16 protein-coding genes are annotated in these 17,849 nt (G+C 73.3%); 8 read left to right on the forward strand and 8 right to left on the reverse strand.

What is annotated here, in order from left to right; translation table 11 throughout:
- The first annotated feature begins 41 nt into the window (after nt 1-41).
- Nucleotides 42-2,108 (forward strand): serine/threonine-protein kinase, encoded by a 2,067-nt coding sequence (locus JOD66_RS08440; RefSeq protein ID WP_204836443.1) that lies wholly within the window; start codon nt 42-44, stop codon nt 2,106-2,108.
- 44 nt (nt 2,109-2,152) lie between these two features.
- Here JOD66_RS08440 and JOD66_RS08445 read toward each other — a convergent pair whose 3' ends face one another.
- Nucleotides 2,153-4,036: a hybrid sensor histidine kinase/response regulator gene (locus JOD66_RS08445; protein WP_204836444.1), complete on the reverse strand. Its 1,884-nt coding sequence runs from the start codon at nt 4,034-4,036 to the stop codon at nt 2,153-2,155.
- An 86-nt stretch (nt 4,037-4,122) separates the two neighbouring features.
- Nucleotides 4,123-5,406 carry an adenylosuccinate synthase gene (locus JOD66_RS08450; protein WP_204836445.1) on the reverse strand — a complete coding sequence of 428 codons (1,284 nt, stop codon included), beginning with the start codon at nt 5,404-5,406 and terminating at the stop codon, nt 4,123-4,125.
- A gap of 199 nt (nt 5,407-5,605) precedes the next feature.
- Between JOD66_RS08450 and JOD66_RS08455 the strand changes: the two genes are divergently transcribed.
- The gene (locus tag JOD66_RS08455; protein WP_204836446.1) at nt 5,606-5,980 is read left to right on the forward strand and encodes a nuclear transport factor 2 family protein; all 375 of its coding nucleotides are present in this window, start codon (nt 5,606-5,608) and stop codon (nt 5,978-5,980) included.
- An 80-nt stretch (nt 5,981-6,060) separates the two neighbouring features.
- Here the strand turns inward: JOD66_RS08455 and JOD66_RS08460 are convergent, their stop codons facing one another.
- Nucleotides 6,061-7,509 (reverse strand): carboxyl transferase domain-containing protein, encoded by a 1,449-nt coding sequence (locus JOD66_RS08460; RefSeq protein WP_204836447.1) that lies wholly within the window; start codon nt 7,507-7,509, stop codon nt 6,061-6,063.
- Nucleotides 7,510-7,577: 68 nt separating this feature from the next.
- Between JOD66_RS08460 and JOD66_RS08465 the strand changes: the two genes are divergently transcribed.
- The 3 genes from JOD66_RS08465 to JOD66_RS08475 all read left to right on the forward strand — a co-directional run bounded on the left by JOD66_RS08465 (nt 7,578) and on the right by JOD66_RS08475 (nt 10,457).
- Nucleotides 7,578-8,468: a diacylglycerol/lipid kinase family protein gene (locus JOD66_RS08465; protein ID WP_307823391.1), complete on the forward strand. Its 891-nt coding sequence runs from the start codon at nt 7,578-7,580 to the stop codon at nt 8,466-8,468.
- A 19-nt stretch (nt 8,469-8,487) separates the two neighbouring features.
- Nucleotides 8,488-10,185: a lysine--tRNA ligase gene (lysS, locus tag JOD66_RS08470; protein ID WP_204836448.1), complete on the forward strand. Its 1,698-nt coding sequence runs from the start codon at nt 8,488-8,490 to the stop codon at nt 10,183-10,185.
- 101 nt (nt 10,186-10,286) lie between these two features.
- A complete protein-coding gene (locus JOD66_RS08475; protein ID WP_204836449.1) occupies nt 10,287-10,457 on the forward strand; it encodes a hypothetical protein in 171 nt (56 codons plus the stop codon).
- 58 nt (nt 10,458-10,515) lie between these two features.
- On the opposite strand, the gene JOD66_RS08480 is transcribed toward JOD66_RS08475, so the two are convergent.
- Nucleotides 10,516-10,938 (reverse strand): DUF3151 domain-containing protein, encoded by a 423-nt coding sequence (locus JOD66_RS08480; protein WP_204836450.1) that lies wholly within the window; start codon nt 10,936-10,938, stop codon nt 10,516-10,518.
- Between the two features lie 58 nt (nt 10,939-10,996).
- Here JOD66_RS08480 and JOD66_RS08485 point away from each other — a divergent pair, with 58 nt between their 5' ends.
- Nucleotides 10,997-12,490 carry a DHA2 family efflux MFS transporter permease subunit gene (locus tag JOD66_RS08485; protein WP_307823392.1) on the forward strand — a complete coding sequence of 498 codons (1,494 nt, stop codon included), beginning with the start codon at nt 10,997-10,999 and terminating at the stop codon, nt 12,488-12,490.
- A 134-nt stretch (nt 12,491-12,624) separates the two neighbouring features.
- Here JOD66_RS08485 and ilvA read toward each other — a convergent pair whose 3' ends face one another.
- Both ilvA and fbaA read right to left on the reverse strand, forming a co-directional pair.
- Nucleotides 12,625-13,923 carry a threonine ammonia-lyase IlvA gene (ilvA, locus tag JOD66_RS08490; RefSeq protein WP_204836452.1) on the reverse strand — a complete coding sequence of 433 codons (1,299 nt, stop codon included), beginning with the start codon at nt 13,921-13,923 and terminating at the stop codon, nt 12,625-12,627.
- Nucleotides 13,924-13,939: 16 nt separating this feature from the next.
- Nucleotides 13,940-14,971 (reverse strand): class II fructose-bisphosphate aldolase, encoded by a 1,032-nt coding sequence (fbaA, locus tag JOD66_RS08495; protein ID WP_204836453.1) that lies wholly within the window; start codon nt 14,969-14,971, stop codon nt 13,940-13,942.
- 112 nt (nt 14,972-15,083) lie between these two features.
- On the opposite strand from fbaA, the gene JOD66_RS08500 reads away from it, so the two are divergent.
- Nucleotides 15,084-15,695, forward strand: coding sequence for a hypothetical protein (locus JOD66_RS08500; protein WP_204836454.1), 612 nt, complete (start codon nt 15,084-15,086; stop codon nt 15,693-15,695).
- Nucleotides 15,695-16,189, forward strand: coding sequence for a SigE family RNA polymerase sigma factor (locus JOD66_RS08505; RefSeq protein ID WP_239545146.1), 495 nt, complete (start codon nt 15,695-15,697; stop codon nt 16,187-16,189). Before JOD66_RS08500 ends, JOD66_RS08505 begins: the two co-directional genes overlap by 1 nt.
- Here JOD66_RS08505 and JOD66_RS08510 read toward each other — a convergent pair.
- Both JOD66_RS08510 and JOD66_RS08515 read right to left on the reverse strand, forming a co-directional pair.
- Nucleotides 16,149-17,183 carry an FUSC family protein gene (locus JOD66_RS08510; RefSeq protein ID WP_204836455.1) on the reverse strand — a complete coding sequence of 345 codons (1,035 nt, stop codon included), beginning with the start codon at nt 17,181-17,183 and terminating at the stop codon, nt 16,149-16,151. The genes JOD66_RS08505 and JOD66_RS08510 overlap by 41 nt on opposite strands.
- Nucleotides 17,171-17,818, reverse strand: coding sequence for a TrmH family RNA methyltransferase (locus tag JOD66_RS08515; protein WP_205126300.1), 648 nt, complete (start codon nt 17,816-17,818; stop codon nt 17,171-17,173). The genes JOD66_RS08510 and JOD66_RS08515 overlap by 13 nt, the downstream gene beginning before the upstream one ends.
- Nucleotides 17,819-17,849 lie beyond the last annotated feature (31 nt).

The raw sequence follows: 17,849 nt of genomic DNA on the forward strand, positions 1-17,849 counted from the left end.
ACTGACCCGGGTCCGGCCCCTCGACTCGGGAGAGAGACCTCATGCGCGTGCCCACCGTCGGCGAGCAGTTCGGCCGCTACCGCCTGGACCGGGTGCTCGGTCGCGGCGGGATGGGGGTGGTGTTCGCGGCGACCGATCCCCGGCTGCAGCGCACCGTCGCGCTCAAGGTGATCACCGGCGCGCTCGCGAGCTCACCCGAGTTCCGGCAGCGCTTCCAGGCGGAGGCGGCGGCGCTGGCGCGGCTGGACTCGCCGCACGTGATCGCGATCCACGACCACGACGAGGTCGACGGGACGCCCTACATCGTGACGCAGTACATCGACGGCAGCGACCTGTGGACCTGGCTGCGCGAGCACGGGCCGTTGCCGGCGCGCTCGGCCCTCCAGCTGTGCGCCCAGCTGGCCCGTGGCCTCGCCGACGCCCACCGGGTCGGCGTGGTCCACCGCGACGTGAAGCCGTCCAACGTCCTGATCCGCGACCCGGGCACGCCCGACCAGCACGCCTACCTGTGCGACTTCGGCATCGCCCGCGCCGACGGCGTCGACGGACCGGTGCCGACCGCGGCCGGCTCGGTCGCCGGAACCTGGTCCTATCTCTCCCCCGAGCGCGCCGAGGGCCTGCCCGCGACGCCGTCGAGCGACGGCTACGCCCTCGGCTGCGTGCTGTGGGCCTGCCTGACCGGGCACGAGCCCTACCAGGGCACCGACGTCCAGGTGGCGCTCGCGCACCAGCAGGCGCCGATCCCCCGGCTGGCCGGGGACTCCGCGTTCACCGCCGCGCTCAACGCCGTCATCGCACGGGCGCTGGCGAAGGACCCCGCCGACCGCTACCCCGACGCCACCGCCTTCCGCGTCGACCTCGAGCGGCTGGTGCCCCTCGCACCGCCCGACACCCGTGAGGCGCCGGCTCCCCCGACCGGTCCCGGCACCTCCGTACGCGGCGCGGCGCCCGTCGTACGACGGCGCTCGCGGTGGCCGCTGGCCGTCGCCGCGACCGTGGCCCTGGCCCTCGTCGCGGGCCTCACCGCGTGGCTGGTCACCCGCGACCGCACCCCGACCGCGGAGGCCGAGGACGCCGAGAAGGCTCCGGCCGCGGCGGTCCAGGGCGATCTCACCGGCGACGCGTACGGCGACGTCCTCATCCACCAGACCCGCTTCGAGGCGCTCAGCCCGCTCTCGATCTGGACGGTGCCCTCGACCGGGCTGCAGTTCGGCTCGCCCCGGCGCGTCGGGGCCGAGGCCGGCCGGCCGCTGCTGGGCGACCTCGACGGCGACGGCCGTTCGGACGTGCTGTGGCTCGACGAGGACGACGACCGGCTGAGCGTCGTGGTCGTGCCCGCCCGCGGCGAGCGCTGGACGGCCGAGCTCGACCTCGACCCGGCGTTCGACATCAAGGACTACAACGCGGCGCTCGCCGACCTCGACGACGACGGTCGCGACGACCTGGTCCTCTACGGCGACCCGTCCGACGAGCTCGACAGCCTCCACGTCGCGCTGGCGCAGGACCGCGGGTTCGCCGCGCCCACCCAGTGGTACTCCTCCGACCTGTCCGACACCCTGCCGCGGGCCGGCGACTTCGACGGCGACGGCCGCGACGAGCTGATCGTGTCCGGCACCGACGCGCAGAACGTCGACCAGCTGCGCCTGCTGCGCCCCGAGGACGGGCGCCTGGTCGCGGTCGCCGAGAAGGCGCTGGGTGGCGCCGCCGTCGACCCGCTCCTCGCCGGCTGGCTGGTCGGCGACGTCGACGGCGACGGTGCCGACGAGCTGGTGGCGTCGAACGCCACCGGCCGAGCGGTCTTCGTCTACGAGATCGCCGACGACGCCTTCGCGCCCCGCACCCGGTGGCACGCCACCCGGCTCTCGGTCGACGAGGCCCGCAAGAACGTCTGGGACAGCGGTGTCGCCGGCGAGGGCCTGAGCGACGTCGACGGCGACGGCACCGCCGACCTCGTGCAGCTGCGCTACACCGCCAACGACGGCTCGAAGGACGACGGCCTGAACCTCCTGGTGCAGCTCTCCGACGGCGCCGCCTTCGGCGACCCCCAGCCCTGGGGAGCGCTGGCGTGCGCGCCGGAGTGCGACGACGGGTTCACCATCGTCGACTGAGCCGACCTGGCGACCGGACGACCGGCCGACCGGCCGACGGGTCGTCAGGAGCGCGGGATCTCCGGCTGCACCGGCAGGTCGAGCACGAACGACGGCCGGCCCGAGTCGTCCTCGACGTAGCTCGCCTCACCGCCGTGGAGGCGCGCGATCTCGCGCACCAGGTAAAGCCCCAGCCCGGTCCCGGCGGCCGGACCGGCGTGGGCGAAGCGGTCGAACAGCCGGCCGGCCAGGCGCGGCTGGACGCCGGTGCCCCCGTCGCTGACGGCGATCCGCACCCCCCGCGCGGTGCGCTCGCCCACCACGGCGACGGGCGGGCGGCCGTGGCGGATCGCGTTCTCGAGCAGGTTGTCGAGCGCCTGGCCCAGCCGGGAGGGGTCCGCGACCAGGTCGACGTCCCGGTCCACCCGCACCTGGATCCGGGCACTGCTGCCGTGCGCGGCCCGGACCCGGTCCGCCGAGGCCGACAGCGCGCTGCCGAGCGACATCGACTCCGGCGCCAGCGCGAGGGCCTCGGCCTGCACGTCGGAGGCGGTGCCGAGGTCGGTGATCAGGCGCTGGAGGCGCAGCACGCTCGACGACATGGCGTCGAGGACCTGCTCGCGGCGCTGCGGATCGAGCTCGTCGCCGTCGCGGAGCATCGCGACGGCACCGTCGATCACCGCCGCGGGGGTGCGCAGCTCGTGGGCGGTGACCGTGAGCAGGTGCGCCTGCTGCTCGAGCGCGCGACGCCGCTCCTCCTCGTGCGCCCGCTGCTCGGTCTGGTCGCGGGTCACCTTGGCGAACCCGCGGTGCCGGCCGTCGTCGTCGTACACCGCCGTGATCACGACCCGGGCCCAGAAGGTGCTGCCGTCGCGCCGCACCCGCCAGCCCTCCTCGGCGTACACCCCGTCGCGCAGCGCCATCTCCAGGTTGTGCTCGGGATGCCGGGAGGCCTGCTCGGCGGTCGGGTAGAAGACCCGGAAGTGCTGCCCGACGATCTCGGCCGCCGAGTAGCCCTTGATGTACTCCGCGCCCGCGTTCCAGCTCGCCACGCGGCCGTCGACGTCGAGCAGGAAGATCGCGTAGTCCTTCACCGCGGTGACGAGCAGCCGGAACACCTCCTCGCTGCGCCGCAGGGTCAGCTCGGTGGTGACGTCCTGGACCTGCGCGAACACATAGAGCGGCTCGCCCCGCGAGTCCCGGACCGGGGTGAGGGTGACCCGGGCGGTGCGGTCCGCCTCGACGCCGATCGGGTGCTCGAAGGCGACGAGCGGCTCGCCGCCCTCGGTGATCCGGGCCAGGGCGTCGTCGAGCTGGTCGCCGTGCTGACGCGTCAGCACGCCGTAGTCGAGCCCGACCAGGTCCCCGGCGGGACGCCCGACCATCGCGACCAGCGCCCGGTTGGCCCGCACGATACTCCCGTTCAGGGTCATCGTGGCCATGCCGATGGTCGCCTGGTCGAAGACCTCGCGGTAGCGCTCGAGGTGCTCGTCGAGCACCCGCTGGTCGCGCGAGGACGAGTCACCCACGCTCGCCAGGCGCAGCGGGCGGCCGCTCGGGCGCACCGACTCCGCCCGGTCGTCGACCTGGCGCCACAGCCGCTCGACCAGGGTGTCGAGCGGCGCCGACTTCTCGACGAAGTCGCTGGCCCCGAGCTCCCGCGCCCGGTCCGCCAGGCCCGCGGCCTGGAACCCGGTGTACATCACCACCCGGCTCTCCGGCGAGACCGCCAGCAACAGCGGCAGGCACTCCAGGCCGTCCAGCACCGGCATCGAGGTGTCGAGCAGCACCAGGTCCGGCTGGTGCTGGTGGGCGAGCAGCAGCGCGGCACCACCGTCGCCGGCCTCCGCCACCACCTCGAACAGTCCCGACGCCTCCAGCCGCGCGCGCACCACGTTGCGCAGCTCGGCGGAGTCGTCCACGATCAGCACGCTCGGCCGCTGCGCCACGCCACCATCCTCAGCTCCCACGAGTCCCCACGTCCTCTGCGCGGTGCCCGGCGGCGCGGATCCCATACCCTCGCGGGGCCGCGAGCTCAGCGCAGGGCGTGCCTGACGACCGCCTGCTCGCGCTCCGGACCCACGCCGACGACCGAGATCCGCGCGCCGGAGCGCTCCTCGACGAACTCGACGTACTCCTGCGCGGCCTTCGGCAGCTCGTCGAAGGACCGGCAGCCGGAGATGTCCTCGGACCAGCCGGGGAGGTTCTCGTAGATCGGCACGGCGTGGTGGAAGTCGGTCTGGTTGACCGGCATCTCGTCGTGGCGGACCCCGTCGACGTCGTACGCGACCGCGACGGGGAGCTCGGGCAGGCCGGTGAGGGTGTCGAGCTTGGTCAGCACGAAGTCGGTGACGCCGTTGACCCGCGCGGCGTAGCGGGTGATCACGGTGTCCATCCAGCCGCAGCGGCGGGGGCGGCCGGTGGTGGTGCCGTACTCCCAGCCGGCCTTGCGCAGGAACTCGCCGTTGTCGTCGTGGAGCTCGGTCGGGAACGGGCCCTCGCCGACGCGGGTGGTGTAGGCCTTGGCGATCGCGATCACCTGGTCGATCCGGGTCGGCGGGATGCCGGTGCCGGTGCACGCGCCGGCCGAGATCGCGCTGCTGGACGTCACGAACGGGTAGGTGCCGTGGTCGACGTCGAGCAGCGTCGCCTGGCCGGCCTCCATCAGCACGACCTCGTCGCGGTCCAGGGCCTGGCTGAGCAGCAGCCCCGTGTCGCAGACGTACGGCGCCAGCCGCTCCGCGTGGGCCAGCAGGCCCTCGACGGTCTGCTCCACCGAGGGCGCGCGGCGGTTGTAGATCTTGGTGAGGATCTGGCCCTTGAGCTCGAGGGCGCCCTCGACCTTCTGGGTCAGGATCTTCTCGTCGAACAGGTCCTGGACCCGGATGCCGATCCGGTTCATCTTGTCGGCGTACGTCGGGCCGATGCCGCGGCCCGTCGTACCGATCCGGCGGGAGCCGAGGAAGCGCTCGGTGACCTTGTCGATGGTGCGGTTGTAGTCGGCGATGACGTGCGCGTTGGCGCTGAGCTTGAGCTTGCTCGTGTCGACACCGCGGCCCTCGAGGCCGTCGATCTCCTGGAAGAGCACGTCGATGTCGACGACCACGCCGTTGCCGATGACGGGCGTGCAGCCGGGGGTCAGGATGCCGCTGGGCAGCAGGTGGAGGGCGTACTTCTCGTCGCCGATGACCACGGTGTGGCCGGCGTTGTTGCCGCCGTTGAACTTCACGACGTAGTCGACCTGGCTGCCGAGGTGGTCGGTCGCCTTGCCCTTGCCCTCGTCGCCCCACTGGGCTCCGACGATCACGATTGCCGGCATCTTGGCTGCTCCTTCGCACGGACGGAGTCCCTCCGCCCCGGCGTACCGGGTCGGCTGCTCAACGCACCACTGTTGTTGGTGTCCTCACATGCAAGGAGCCCCGGCAAGACCGGGGCTCTTGCGGCGTCACGTTACCAAATCGCGACCTGCCCGCTAAGTTGAGCCGAAACGAGAACACGTTCTAGTCAGGAGCACAGCCATGGGCGCCAGCCGCGAGACCATCCTCGAGACCATCCAGCACTACGTCGACCTCGTCGCGACCGGTTCGTCGGCCGACGTCGTCGCGCTGTACGCCGACGGAGCCACCGTCGAGGACCCGGTCGGCTCCGAGGTCCGCACCACCCGCGAGCAGATCGCCGAGTTCTACGGCACCCTCGACGGCCTCGAGCAGACCGGCCGCCTGCTGTTCGCCCGGGTCGCCGGCAACGAGGCCGCGTTCTCCTTCGAGCTCGCCACCAAGGCCGGCGACCAGACCTACACCCTCGCCCCCATCGACGTGATGACCTTCGACGACGACGGCCGGATCCTCAGCATGCGGGCGTTCTGGTCCGGCGAGGACATGGTCGTCAGCTGACCGTCCCTACCGCCGACCCGGCAGAAAGTAGTGCCGGTTTTCCGCCGACCCGGCAGAAAGTAGCGCCGGGTCAGCGGAAATCAGGAGCCACTTTCTGCCGGGTCGGCGAGACGGGCGGCGATCTCCGCCACGACCGCCCGGGCGAGCGTCTCAGGGGTGTCCCCCTCAGCCTCCGGTACGACGCCGTGCACGTCCCCGTCCGCGAGCAGGTCCAGCGCGCCCACCTTCTGCCGGGCGGCCATCTCGGCGGCGCGGGACGGCTCGCCGTGCACGATCACGCTGGCGCCCTCGGGCGGCAGCGGCGACAGCCAGCCGCGCTCGGTCGCGAGCACGGTGCGGGCGGGCAGCAGGGCGAGTGCGCCGCCGCCGCAGCCCTGGCCGAGGATGACCGAGACCGTGGGCACGGTCATGGTGACCAGACCGGCGATGCAGCGGGCGATCTCGCCGGCCATCGCGCCCTCCTCGGCGCGCTGCGACAGCTCGGCACCGGGGGTGTCGATGACGGTGACGAGCGGCAGCCGCAGCTCCTCGGCGAGCTCCATCGCGCGCCGCGCCTCCCGCAGCGCGCCCGGTCCCATCGGGGTCGCCGGCGTCTGGCGCGAGCGGTCCTGGCCGACGAGCACGCACGGCTGCCCGTCGAGCCGGGTGAGGGCGATGAGAACGGTGTCGTCGCGCTCGCCCTCGTCAGTGCCCTTGAGCCGCAGGGTGCTGGCGGCGCCGTACCTGATCAGGTCGCGTACGCCGACCCGCCCGTCGCCCCGCGTGGCCTCGATGTCCTCCCACACCGGGTGGTCGAGCGTCGTGCCGGGCGCGACCGGGTCGCGGCGCTCGAGGGCGGGCGCCGACGGCGGGTCGACGAGTACGCCGAGCGCGTGGTCGACGAGCGCTGGGATGCTCTCCACCGGGATGACGGCGTCGATCACGCCGTGGGCGGCGAGGTTCTCGGCGACCTGCACCCCGGACGGGAACGGCTCGCCGTTGAGCGCCTCGTAGACCTTCGGCCCGAGGAAGCCGACCAGCGCGCCCGGCTCGGCGACGGTGACGTGCCCGAGCGAGCCCCACGAGGCGTAGACGCCGCCGGTGGTGGGATGCCGCAGGTGGACGAGATACGGCAGCCCGGCGCCGCGGTGCTCCATCAGCGCCCGCGAGATCTCGACCATCTGCACGAACGCCCGGGTGCCCTCCTGCATCCGGGTGCCGCCCGACGACGTGCTCGCCAGGACGGGCAGGCCCTCGGCCGTGGCGCGGCGTACGGCGGCCGCGATCCGGGTGGCGGCGGCGACGCCGATCGAGCCGGCCAGGAACCGGAACTCGTTGACCACGAAGGCCACCGGCCGTCCGCGCACCGTCCCACGGCCGGTCAGCACGGACTCGTCGGTGCCGGCCTTCTCGGCGGCCGCGCGCAGCTCGGCCTGGTACGCCGCGCCGTGCCCACTGATGTCGACCGGCGTGTCCCACGACTCGTAGGAGCCCTCGTCGAGCACGAGGTCGATCAGCTCACGGGCGGTCCAGCGGCGAGGGGAGCTCATGACGGGGATACAACCACGGCCACGCACGGCGTACGTCGGCAAGTTCTGCCAATCCCTAGGCTGTCCGCGTGGCCACGAGACTGCTCCTCATCACGAACGGCGGCGCGGGTACGGCGGACCGCGAGGCCGTGGACGCCGCCCTGGCCGTCCTTCGCGAGCACGCCGAGGTCGAGGTGGTCGCGACCTCCTCGCCGGAGGAGCTCGACGACGTGCTCGACACCGCGGCCGAGCGCACCGTCGTCGTCGCGGGCGGCGACGGCAGCGTGCACGCGGTCGTCCAGGCACTGCACACCCGCGGCGACCTGACCGGCCGTACCCTCGCGCTGATCCCGCTCGGCACCGGCAACGACTTCGCCCGCACCCTCGGCCTGCCCCTCGACGCCGCCGAGGCGGCCCGCGTGGTGACCGGCGGCGTGACCCGCCCCACCGACCTGGTGGTCGACGAGGACGGCCAGGTGACCGTCAACAGCGTCCATCTCGGCGCCGGCGCGGAGGCGGGCAAGCGCGGCGCGCGGTGGAAGGAGCGGCTGGGCCGGGTCGGCTACCCGATCGGGGCGCTGCAGACCGCGCTCAACCCGCCCAGCCTGCGGGTGCGTGTCGAGGTGGACGACGCGGTGGTCGTCGACGTCGACCAGCCGGTGCTCATGGTCGCGGTCGGCAACGGCGCCTCGGTGGGCGGCGGCACCGAGCTCACCCCCGACGCCGAGCCCCACGACGGCGAGGTGGACGTGCTGGTCGCGACGCCGCGCGGACCGCTCGCGCGCCTGGGCTACCTGGTGCGGCTGCCGTTCGCGCGTCACGAGCAGCACGGCGACGTCCGCATCCTGCGCGGGCGCACGGTCCGGGTGAGCGGCACGCCGTTCGACTGCAACAGCGACGGGGAGATCGACGGCCCGGTGCGCTCGCGGACCTGGCGGGTGCTGCCGGCGGCGTACGGGATGGTGGTCCCGCGCTCCTAGCCCCCTAGGCTTGGGCGCCGTGGCACGTGGACAGAGCAACCAGCAGCAGGACCCCGCCGACTGGGTGACCCGGACCGCCGACCTGGCGCTGCGGCACGCCGAGCAGGTCAACGGCGGCACCCTGCCCGACCTGGTGACCTGCGCGTCCGGGATCAGCCCGTCCGGACCGATCCACCTCGGCAACCTGCGCGAGTTCCTCACCGTGCACTTCGTGGCCGAGGAGATCCGCCGCCGCGGCATCAACGTGCGCCACCTGCACAGCTGGGACGACTACGACCGCTTCCGCAAGGTGCCGGCCGGCGTCGACACCGCCTGGAACGAGCACATCGGCCGCCCGCTGTCGGCCGTTCCCGACCCGACCGGGGAGTTCGCCAACTGGGGCGAGCGCTACAAGGCGCCGCTGCGGGCAGCGCTGGTCGAGATGGGCTGCGACATGGTCGAGGTCGACCAGACCGCGATGTACCGCTCCGGCGCCTACCGGGAGCAGGTCCTCACCGCGATCCGCAAGCGCGGCGAGATCGAGACCGTGATGGCCCGCTTCCGCACCAAGAAGGTCGAGGGCGCTGCGGAGGCCGACGAGTCCACCGCCGAGGAGGAGTCCGGGCACGGCTCGACCGAGGACCTGGCCCGCTTCCCCTACAAGCCCTACTGCCGCGGCTGCGGCCGCGACACCGTCACCCTCACCTCGTACGACGACGAGACGACCGACCTCGCCTACACCTGCGACGTGTGCGGCGACTCCTACGTCACCAACGTCGCCACCCAGGACGAGGGCAAGCTGGTCTGGAAGGTCGACTGGCCGATGCGGTGGACCTTCGAGGGCGTCCACTTCGAGCCCGGCGGCGTCGACCACGCGTCCCCGGGGTCGTCCTACACCGTCGGCAAGGAGATCGTCGGCCCGATCTTCGGCGGCACCGCGCCGTCGTTCGTCGGCTACTCGTTCGTCGGCGTCGCCGGCATGCCGAAGATGTCGTCGTCGAAGGGCGGCGTGCCGACCGCGGCCGAGGCGCTGCGGATCCTCGAGGCGCCGATCCTGCGCTGGCTCTACGCCCGCAGGCAGCCCAAGCAGGCGTTCAACGTCGACTTCGGGCAGGAGGTGCTGCGCCTGTACGACGAGTGGGACGCGCTGACGAGGAAGGCCGCGATCCCGGAGAAGCGGGACGCCGCGGTGCTCGCGTGGGAGCGGGCCTCGGCGACGTCGACGGCGGGGACGCTGCCGACGCCGGCGGTCGTCGTCCCCTTCCGGATGCTGTCGTCGGTCGCCGACGTGACCGCCGGATCGCGGGAGATCACCGCGCGCACCGTCGGCGCCGCCGAGGCCGACCTCGAGCCGCGGCTGACCAAGGCCGCCACCTGGATCACCGCGTACGTCGACCCCGACGAGCGCACCACCGTCCGCGCGAGCGCCGACACGGCCCGGCTCGCCGCACTCGACGCCGACGAGGAGCGCTGGCTGGGCCTCCTGCTCGACGGCCTGCCCGAACGCTTCGACTCGGCCGACTCGGTCGAGGAGCTGACCACGCTGATCTACGGCGTGCCCAAGCTGGCCCGCGGCCTGGCCGTCGAGGACGCGCCCACCGACGAGGTGAAGGCCGACCAGAAGGCGTTCTTCAAGCTGCTCTACCACCTGCTCGTGGACGCCGAGCGCGGGCCGCGGCTGCCGACGCTGTTCGCGGCGCTGGGTCCGGAGCGGGTGCGCGCGCTGCTCGCCCGCTGACCCGGCGGCGCGGGCCGCGCGGAGAAAATTCGCGGATCCGCGTGATGAACCGCGAGGAATCCCGTCCAGACAGGAGTACGTCTCGGACAAGGAGGATCCTCATGCAGAGCACACCCACGCCCCACAAGCACCGCGCGAGCGAGCCGGTTCCGCCCGGCGAGCGGCCGGCCACGACCCGCGCCCACCGCGGCTCACGCACCACCGACCTGCCCATCGCGGCCGCACTCGGCCTGATCCTGCTGCTCGTGGCGGCCTGGCTGACCGTGCGCTGAGCGGGCTCAACATGGGCGACGTGACACTTGGCTACAAGTGACCGCTGCTGGCCGCGGCTCAGCCCAGCAGCTCGTCGTACGCCGTGGGGCTGGAGTCGCGCAGGAAGCCCGAGCAGCGCTCCCACTCGTCGCTCTCGCCGATCGCGCGGGCGGCGAGGGCCAGCAGCGCCAGCGAGCGCAGGAAGCCGCGGTTCGGCTCGTGCTCCCACGGCACCGGGCCATGGCCCTTCCAGCCGTTGCGGCGCAGCAGGTCGAGCGAGCGGTGGTAGCCGACACGGGAGTAGGCGTAGACCGTCACGTCGTCGGCGCCCTCGTCGCGGGCCTGCTCGGCGAAGGCCGCCCAGGCGAGGGGCGAGGCGGGCAGCCGTCGTACGACGTCGGCGGGCGCGTGGCCCTCCTCGAGGAGCGCCTCCGCGGGGTCGACGGGCAGGTGCGTGGGCGGGGGGCCGGCCATCAGGTCGGCGCCGGGCGTGATGCTCATGGGGACATTGTCGCCCGACCCGGAAGAAGTGTCGGAGCCCGGGTGTTCACTGGTCTTCGTGACCCGGAACGCACCCTCCTCCGCTCCCACCGAGACGCCCGGCCAGGCGCTGAACCCCTGGCCGGCGCTGTGGGCGCTCGTCCTCGGGTTCTTCATGATCCTGGTCGACCTCACCATCGTCACCGTGGCGACGCCGACGATCATCGAGGACCTCGACGCGTCGGTCAACGACGTGGTGTGGGTCTCCAGCGCCTACATGCTGGCCTACGCCGTCCCCGTGCTGATCACCGGCCGCCTCGGCGACCGCTTCGGCTCCAAGTACCTCTACCTCGCGGGCCTGACCGTCTTCACGCTCGCCTCGCTGTGGTGCGGGCTGACGACCACCGTCGAGGGGCTGATCGTCGCGCGCGTCGTCCAGGGCTTCGGCGCGTCGATGATGACGCCCCAGACCATGGCGATCATCACCCGGATCTTCCCGCCCGCCCAGCGCGGCAGCGCGATGGCGGTCTGGGGGGCCACGGCCGGCGTGGCGATGGTGGTCGGGCCGCTGCTCGGCGGCGTGCTCACCGACGGGCTGGGCTGGGAGTGGATCTTCTTCGTCAACATCCCGGTCGGCCTGGTCGCCTTCGTGATGGCCTGGCGCCTGGTCCCGGCGCTGCCCACCCATGCCCACCGGTTCGACTGGCTGGGCGTCGCGCTCTCGGGCGCGGCCATGTTCCTGCTCTGCTTCGGCATCCAGGAGGGCCATCAGAAGGACTGGGCGCCGTGGATCATCGCCATGATCGCGGGTGGCGCCGTGGTGCTCGTGGCCTTCATCGCCTGGCAGCGGTTCAACCGGGCCGAGCCGCTGGTGCCGCTCGAGCTGTTCCGCGACCGCAACTTCTCGGTCTCCACGGTCGCGATCACCTGCATGGGCGCGATCGCCGCCTCGTTCGGGTTCCCGCTCATGCTCTACGCCCAGGCCGTGCGGGGCTACTCCCCCACCGGCGCCGCCCTGCTGATGCTGCCGATGGCCGTGATGTCGATCCTGCTCGCCCGGCTGGTCGGCCGCCTCTCCGACCAGCAGCACCCCCGCTGGGTCCTCGGCTTCGGCTTCGCGACCAGCCTGGTCGGCTTCCTCGGCCTGATCTGGCGCCTCGAGCCCGGCGTCGCGGTCTGGGAGCTCGCCGTACCCATGGCGCTGATCGGCGTCGGCAACGCCTTCATCTGGGCGCCCACCGCCACCACCGCCAACCGCAACCTCCCGATGCACCAGGCCGGCGCCGGCGCCGGCGTCTACAACGCCACCCGCCAGGTCGGCTCGGTCCTCGGCGCCGCCGCCATCGCCGTCCTCATGGACGCCCGCCTGGCCCACTACCTCCCCGGCGCGGCCGCCCACGGCGAGGCCGGCGCCGCCCAGATCCCCGACCCCCACATCGCCGACCTGTTCAGCAGGGCCATGCAGCAGTCACTGTGGCTGCCCGCCGCGATGTACCTCGTCGGCCTGGTCGCGGTGATGTTCTACGAGCGACCACGGCACGAGGGGTTCGGGCAGGCCGCGGTGCAGGAATAACCGGTTGACCGGTTGTTCCTGCACTTGTCGGGTTCTTCCTGCACTTGTCGGGCGTTGCAACGGCCGACAAGTGCCAGTTTCACCGGTCGACCGGCGATTCCGACACCGAACCGACGCCGGCATCCCGCCGCCCCTCAGGACAGCACGAACCCGAACAGCGGACTGTCCGGCGGCACCTTCTGCACCCGCAGCCGCGACTCCTCCATCCGGGCCAGCAGGCCCACGAGGTCGTCAGGCGACTGCATCTCGATGCCGACCAGGGCCGGACCGGTCTCGCGGTTGTTGCGCTTGGTGTACTCGAAGAGCGTGATGTCGTCATCGGGACCGAGGACGTCGTCGAGGAAGCGCCGCAGCGCGCCCGGCTCCTGCGGGAACTCGACGAGGAAGTAGTGCTTGAGCCCCTCGTGGACCAGTGCCCGCTCGACGATGTCGGCGTACCGCGAGACGTCGTTGTTGCCGCCGGACACGACCACGACCACCCGGCTGCCGGGTGCGAGTCCCGCCGGCCCGGCGCCGCCCGGGAAGGGCAGCCGCAGCGCCGCGGGAGCCAGCGCGCCGGCCGGCTCGGCGATGATGCCGTCGACCTGGTACAGGTCGAGCATCTCCACGCAGATCAGCCCCTCCGGCACCGCGACCACCGACAGGTCGACGTCGGCGCGGGCGCTCGCGACGGCCCGGTAGGTCAGGTCCCCGACCCGGCGGACGGCGGCGCCGTCGACGAACGGGTCGACGGCGTCGAGCTCGACGGGACCGCCGGCCGTCAGGGCGGCGGCGAGGGAGGCGGCGCCGGCGGGCTCGGCGGCGAGCACGCGGACGCCGGGGAGGCGCTCGCCGAGGACGGTGAGGCAGCCGGCGATGAGGCCGGCACCGCCGACCGGCAGCACGAGCGCGTCCGGCTGCCACCGGAGCTCGGCGGCCTGGGTGAGGATCTCGGCGGCGACGGTGCCCTGACCGGCGATGATGCCGGGATGGTCGAAGGCGGGGACGGCGGTGGCGCCGGAGGCGGCGGCGAAGTCGGCGGCGGCGACCGCGGCGTCGTCGTACTGGTCGCCGGCGATGACCACCTCCACCTGGTCACCCCCGAGGGCGGCGACCCGGTCCCGCTTCTGCCGCGGGGTGGTGCGGGGCAGGAAGATCGTGGCGTGGACGCCGGCCCGGGCGCACGCGAACGCGACACCCTGCGCGTGGTTGCCGGCGCTCGCGGTGGTCACGCCGCGGGAGCGCTCCTCCTCGGTGAGGCCGGCGAGCACGGTGTAGGCGCCGCGGGCCTTGTAGGACCGCACCGGGGTGAGGTCCTCGCGCTTGAGCCAGACGTCGTACCCGGTCAGCGCCGATAGCCGGTCGGCCCGCTGCAGCGGGGTCGGCGGGATGACCGAGCCGAGCAGCCCGGCCGCCCGGTCGACGTCCGCCGCGGTGGGCAGGTCCGGAGCCAAGGGATCAGCCGACGGGTCAGCCGACGGACTTGCCGGCCGAGCGCAGGTTCTCGGCGGCCTCGACGACGCGGGCGGCCATGCCGGCCTCGGCGGCCTTGCCCCAGGCGCGCGGGTCGTAGGCCTTCTTGTCGCCGACCTCGCCGTCGATCTTGAGGACGCCGTCGTAGTTGCGGAACATGTGGTCGGCGGCCGGTCGGGTGAAGGCGTACTGGGTGTCGGTGTCGACGTTCATCTTCACCACGCCGTAGTCGACGGCGGCGGCGATCTCCTCGGCGGTCGAGCCGGAGCCGCCGTGGAAGACCAGGTCGAAGGGACGGGAGCCGTCGGCGAGACCGAGCTCGGCCACGACAGCGGCCTGCGCGTCGCGCAGGATCTCGGGACGCAGCTGGACGTTGCCGGGCTTGTAGACGCCGTGCACGTTGCCGAAGGTCAGCGCGGTGAGATAGCGCCCCTTCTCCCCGACGCCGAGCGCGCGCACGGTCGCCAGCGCGTCCTCGGGGGTGGTGTAGAGCTTCTCGTCGATCGCGCCGACGATGCCGTCCTCCTCGCCGCCGACGACGCCGACCTCGATCTCGAGGATCACCTTGGCCGCGGCGGCCTTGGCGAGCAGCTCCTCGGCGATGAGCAGGTTCTCGTCGAGGGGGACGGCCGACCCGTCCCACATGTGCGACTGGAACAGCGGCGCCTCGCCGCGGGCGACCCGCTCGGCGGAGAGGGCGAGCAACGGCCGGACGAAGCCGTCGAGCTTGTCCTTGGGGCAGTGGTCGGTGTGCAGCGCGATGTTGACCGGGTAGTTCTTGGCGACCTCTACGGCGTACGCCGCGAAGGCGACCGAGCCGGTGACCATGTCCTTGACCGACGGTCCGGAGAGGTACTCCGCGCCACCGGTGGAGACCTGCAGGATGCCGTCGGAGCCGGCGTCCGCGAAGCCCTTGAGCGCCGCGTTGAGCGTCTGGGAGGAGGTGACGTTGATGGCCGGGAAGGCGAACGAGCCGGCCTTCGCGGCGTCGAGCATCTCGGCGTACTTCTCAGGGGTGGCGATAGGCATGCGATGGGCTCCTGCGCAGGGTGCGGTGACGTCCACCTCAACCTACCGTGACAACCGATCGCTGTCGGCGTGCGTATCCCTGGTTGAGTGAACCCCACCCCCAGGAGGAGCGATGCAGGACCTCACCGACCGGCTCGACGCCGAGTTGCGCACCCCACCGCCGGCGACCTTCGACGTCGCCGCGACGGTGGGCGCCGGGCGCCGTGCCGTACGCCGTCGGCGGCTCGCCGCGGGCGGCGCGGCCCTCGCTCTGGCCCTCGTGGTCGGCGGCGCGGGCGTGGCCGTGACCTCGCGGTTCGGCGACGGCCGGGTCACGCAGCAGGACCGGGTCCAGGTCGCCGCCGGCGTCTCCCCCGAGGGCCTGGCCCCGACGGACGGTCTCGTCGAGGACCTCCCCGCGGGCTACGACCCGCAGCACGACGGCGTGGTCCTGGTCCGTGACGGCTGGGAGGTCGTCGAGCGGATCGACGACCCGGTCACCGGCCTGTACGCCGACTCCCAGCCGCAGCCGATCGACGACTCGGTCGCCCTCGACCTGCGCAAGGGCGGCGAGGTGCGCTGGGTGGTGCTCTACCAGCACCCCGCCCAGGACGACGGCAACGGCAGCCACAGCCGTCCCGGCGGCGCGATCTCCGGGCCCGACGAGGGCATCGACCTCCCCGACCTGAGCAGCTGGCTCGCGGACCAGCGGACCCTGAACTTCTCGACGACGGCGGCCGGCTGATGCGGCGCGCCGAGCGCGAGGCGGCGTACGTCGAGTTCGCCACCACCCGCCGCGACCAGCTGCGCCGGATCGCCTACGGCATGTGCGGCGACTGGCACCGCGCCGACGACCTGGTGCAGACCGCCCTGGTCCGGCTGTACGTCGCCTGGCCGCGGGTCTCCCGCAGCGGCACCGAGGAGGCCTACGTCCGCAAGATCCTGCTGAACGCCGCGATCGACGAGTCGCGGCGCGCGGTCCGCCGCGAGGTGCCGACCGAGACCCTCCCCGAGCTCGCCGCGGCGACCGGCCTCGACGTCGAGGAGCGCGACTCCCTGGTCGCCGCGCTGCAGACACTGCCCGCCCAGCAGCGGGCCACGGTGCTGCTGCGGCACTGGCTGGGCCTGCCGGTCGCCGAGGTCGCGGCCGAGCTCGGGATCTCCGAGGGGACGGTGAAGAGCCACACGTCGCGCGGGATCAGCGCGCTGCGGGCGAGGTTGTCCGCCGCCGGCGCGTGAGCACCGCCGCGCCGAGCCCGATCGCGGCCCCGACCGCGGTCTCGACGAAGCGCGAGCCGAGGAGCTCACCGAGCGGCTCGGGGTGGGCCAGGTCGGTCACCAGCAGCGCGAGCGGGGTGATCAGCACCAGCGCGAGCCCGTAGTGCCGGGTGACGACCAGCTCGGTGCCCGCCTGCAGCAGCGCGACCACCACGATCGTCGCCAGTGCCGGGAGCGGCAGCACGAGCAGCAGCCCGGCCAGGACCAGGCCGAGCAGCGTGCCGATCACCCGGTGCACGCCCCGGGCGACCTGCTGGCGCAGCGTCGTCGCCGCCAGCGGTACGACGGCCGCCACCATCGCCCAGTACGGGTGCGCCAGCCCGGTGCTGGTCATCAGGCCGCCCGCGACGAGGACCACGACCACGCAGCGCACGGCGTGCAGCCGCTGCCGGCCCGGTGGCAGCGGCGGCAGCGGTGGCGGGTGCTCCGGAACGTCGCCGCGGCGTACCTCGATCGCGGTCTCGACCACGGCCAGGGTCACCGCGAAGGCGGCGGTCGCCGCGCACACGCCGATCGCGACGGGCACCCGGCCGAGCTCGGTCGGTACCGACGCGCAGGTGGCGGCGGCGAAGACCAGGAACACCGGCCCGGGCGGGCGCCAGCGCCACCGGTCGGACCCGGCGGCGCCGATGCCGGACCAGAGCGCGGCGACGAGCACCGCCCACCAGGCGCGATGCTCGCTGGTGGCGGCCAGCGAGCCGGTCGCGACGGCGCCGGTGAGCACCACGGCGAGCGCCACCTGCTGGCGCCAGCGGCGACGGTACGGGACGGCGCCGCCGTAGATCGCGGCGAAGGCCCCGAAGGTGGCCGCCGCACCCAGCTCCATCGCGTCCGCGGCGTGCAGCACGAGCAGTGCGACCAGCAGGGTGCCCCCGGCCCGCACCGCGGCCCAGCGGGTGACCGGCGGCGGGCCGACCCGGCGCAGCTCCTCGAGGAGCGGCGTCAGCCGCGCCATGCGTCGTCGCCGCTCAGGTCGGCGTGCTGGCGGATCCACGAGTGCATCGCGATGGCCGCGGCGGCCGACGCGTTGATCGACCGGGTGGAGCCGAACTGGGCGATCGAGAAGGTGCCGTCACAGGCCTCGCGCGCCGCCTCGGACAGCCCCGGGCCCTCCTGGCCGAACAGGAAGCAGACCCGCTCGGGCAGCCGCATCGTCTCCAGGTGCGCGGAGCCCGGCAGGTTGTCGATGCCGAGCAGAGGTACGCCGTCGGTGGCCAGGTAGGCGTGCAGCTCGGCGACGCTCGGATGGTGCCGGACGTGCTGGTAGCGGTCGGTCACCATGGCACCGCGCCGGTTCCAGCGGCGGTTGCCGACGATGTGCACCTCCGCGGCGAGGAAGGCGTTGGCCGAGCGCACGATGGTGCCGATGTTGAAGTCGTGCTGCCAGTTCTCGATGGCGACGTGGAAGCCGTGGCGGCGCCGGTCGAGGTCGGCGACGATCGCCTCGAGCGACCAGTACCGGTAGCGGTCGACGACATTGCGCCGGTCGCCCTCGCGGAGCAGGACCTCGTCGTACACCTCGCTCCCGGGACCCTCGGGCCAGGCGCCGGGCCAGGGTCCGACCCCGACCTCGGGCGGCCCGTGGGGCATCGGGTCGTAGGGGGCGCGCTCCTCCTCGTCC

This window comes from Nocardioides nitrophenolicus (assembly GCF_016907515.1).
Classification (GTDB): domain Bacteria; phylum Actinomycetota; class Actinomycetes; order Propionibacteriales; family Nocardioidaceae; genus Nocardioides; species Nocardioides nitrophenolicus.

What these genes read in the sequence shown, in the direction of transcription:
- JOD66_RS08440 (WP_204836443.1), top strand. Translation starts at nt 42, where the DNA reads ATGCGCGTGCCCACCGTCGGCGAGCAGTTCGGCCGCTACCGCCTGGAC.
- JOD66_RS08450 (WP_204836445.1), bottom strand. Translation starts at nt 5,406, where the DNA reads ATGCCGGCAATCGTGATCGTCGGAGCCCAGTGGGGCGACGAGGGCAAG.
- JOD66_RS08455 (WP_204836446.1), top strand. Translation starts at nt 5,606, where the DNA reads ATGGGCGCCAGCCGCGAGACCATCCTCGAGACCATCCAGCACTACGTC.
- JOD66_RS08460 (WP_204836447.1), bottom strand. Translation starts at nt 7,509, where the DNA reads ATGAGCTCCCCTCGCCGCTGGACCGCCCGTGAGCTGATCGACCTCGTG.
- JOD66_RS08475 (WP_204836449.1), top strand. Translation starts at nt 10,287, where the DNA reads ATGCAGAGCACACCCACGCCCCACAAGCACCGCGCGAGCGAGCCGGTT.
- JOD66_RS08480 (WP_204836450.1), bottom strand. Translation starts at nt 10,938, where the DNA reads ATGAGCATCACGCCCGGCGCCGACCTGATGGCCGGCCCCCCGCCCACG.
- fbaA (WP_204836453.1), bottom strand. Translation starts at nt 14,971, where the DNA reads ATGCCTATCGCCACCCCTGAGAAGTACGCCGAGATGCTCGACGCCGCG.
- JOD66_RS08500 (WP_204836454.1), top strand. Translation starts at nt 15,084, where the DNA reads ATGCAGGACCTCACCGACCGGCTCGACGCCGAGTTGCGCACCCCACCG.
- JOD66_RS08505 (WP_239545146.1), top strand. Translation starts at nt 15,695, where the DNA reads ATGCGGCGCGCCGAGCGCGAGGCGGCGTACGTCGAGTTCGCCACCACC.
- JOD66_RS08510 (WP_204836455.1), bottom strand. Translation starts at nt 17,183, where the DNA reads ATGGCGCGGCTGACGCCGCTCCTCGAGGAGCTGCGCCGGGTCGGCCCG.
- JOD66_RS08515 (WP_205126300.1), bottom strand. Translation starts at nt 17,818, where the DNA reads ATGCCCCACGGGCCGCCCGAGGTCGGGGTCGGACCCTGGCCCGGCGCC.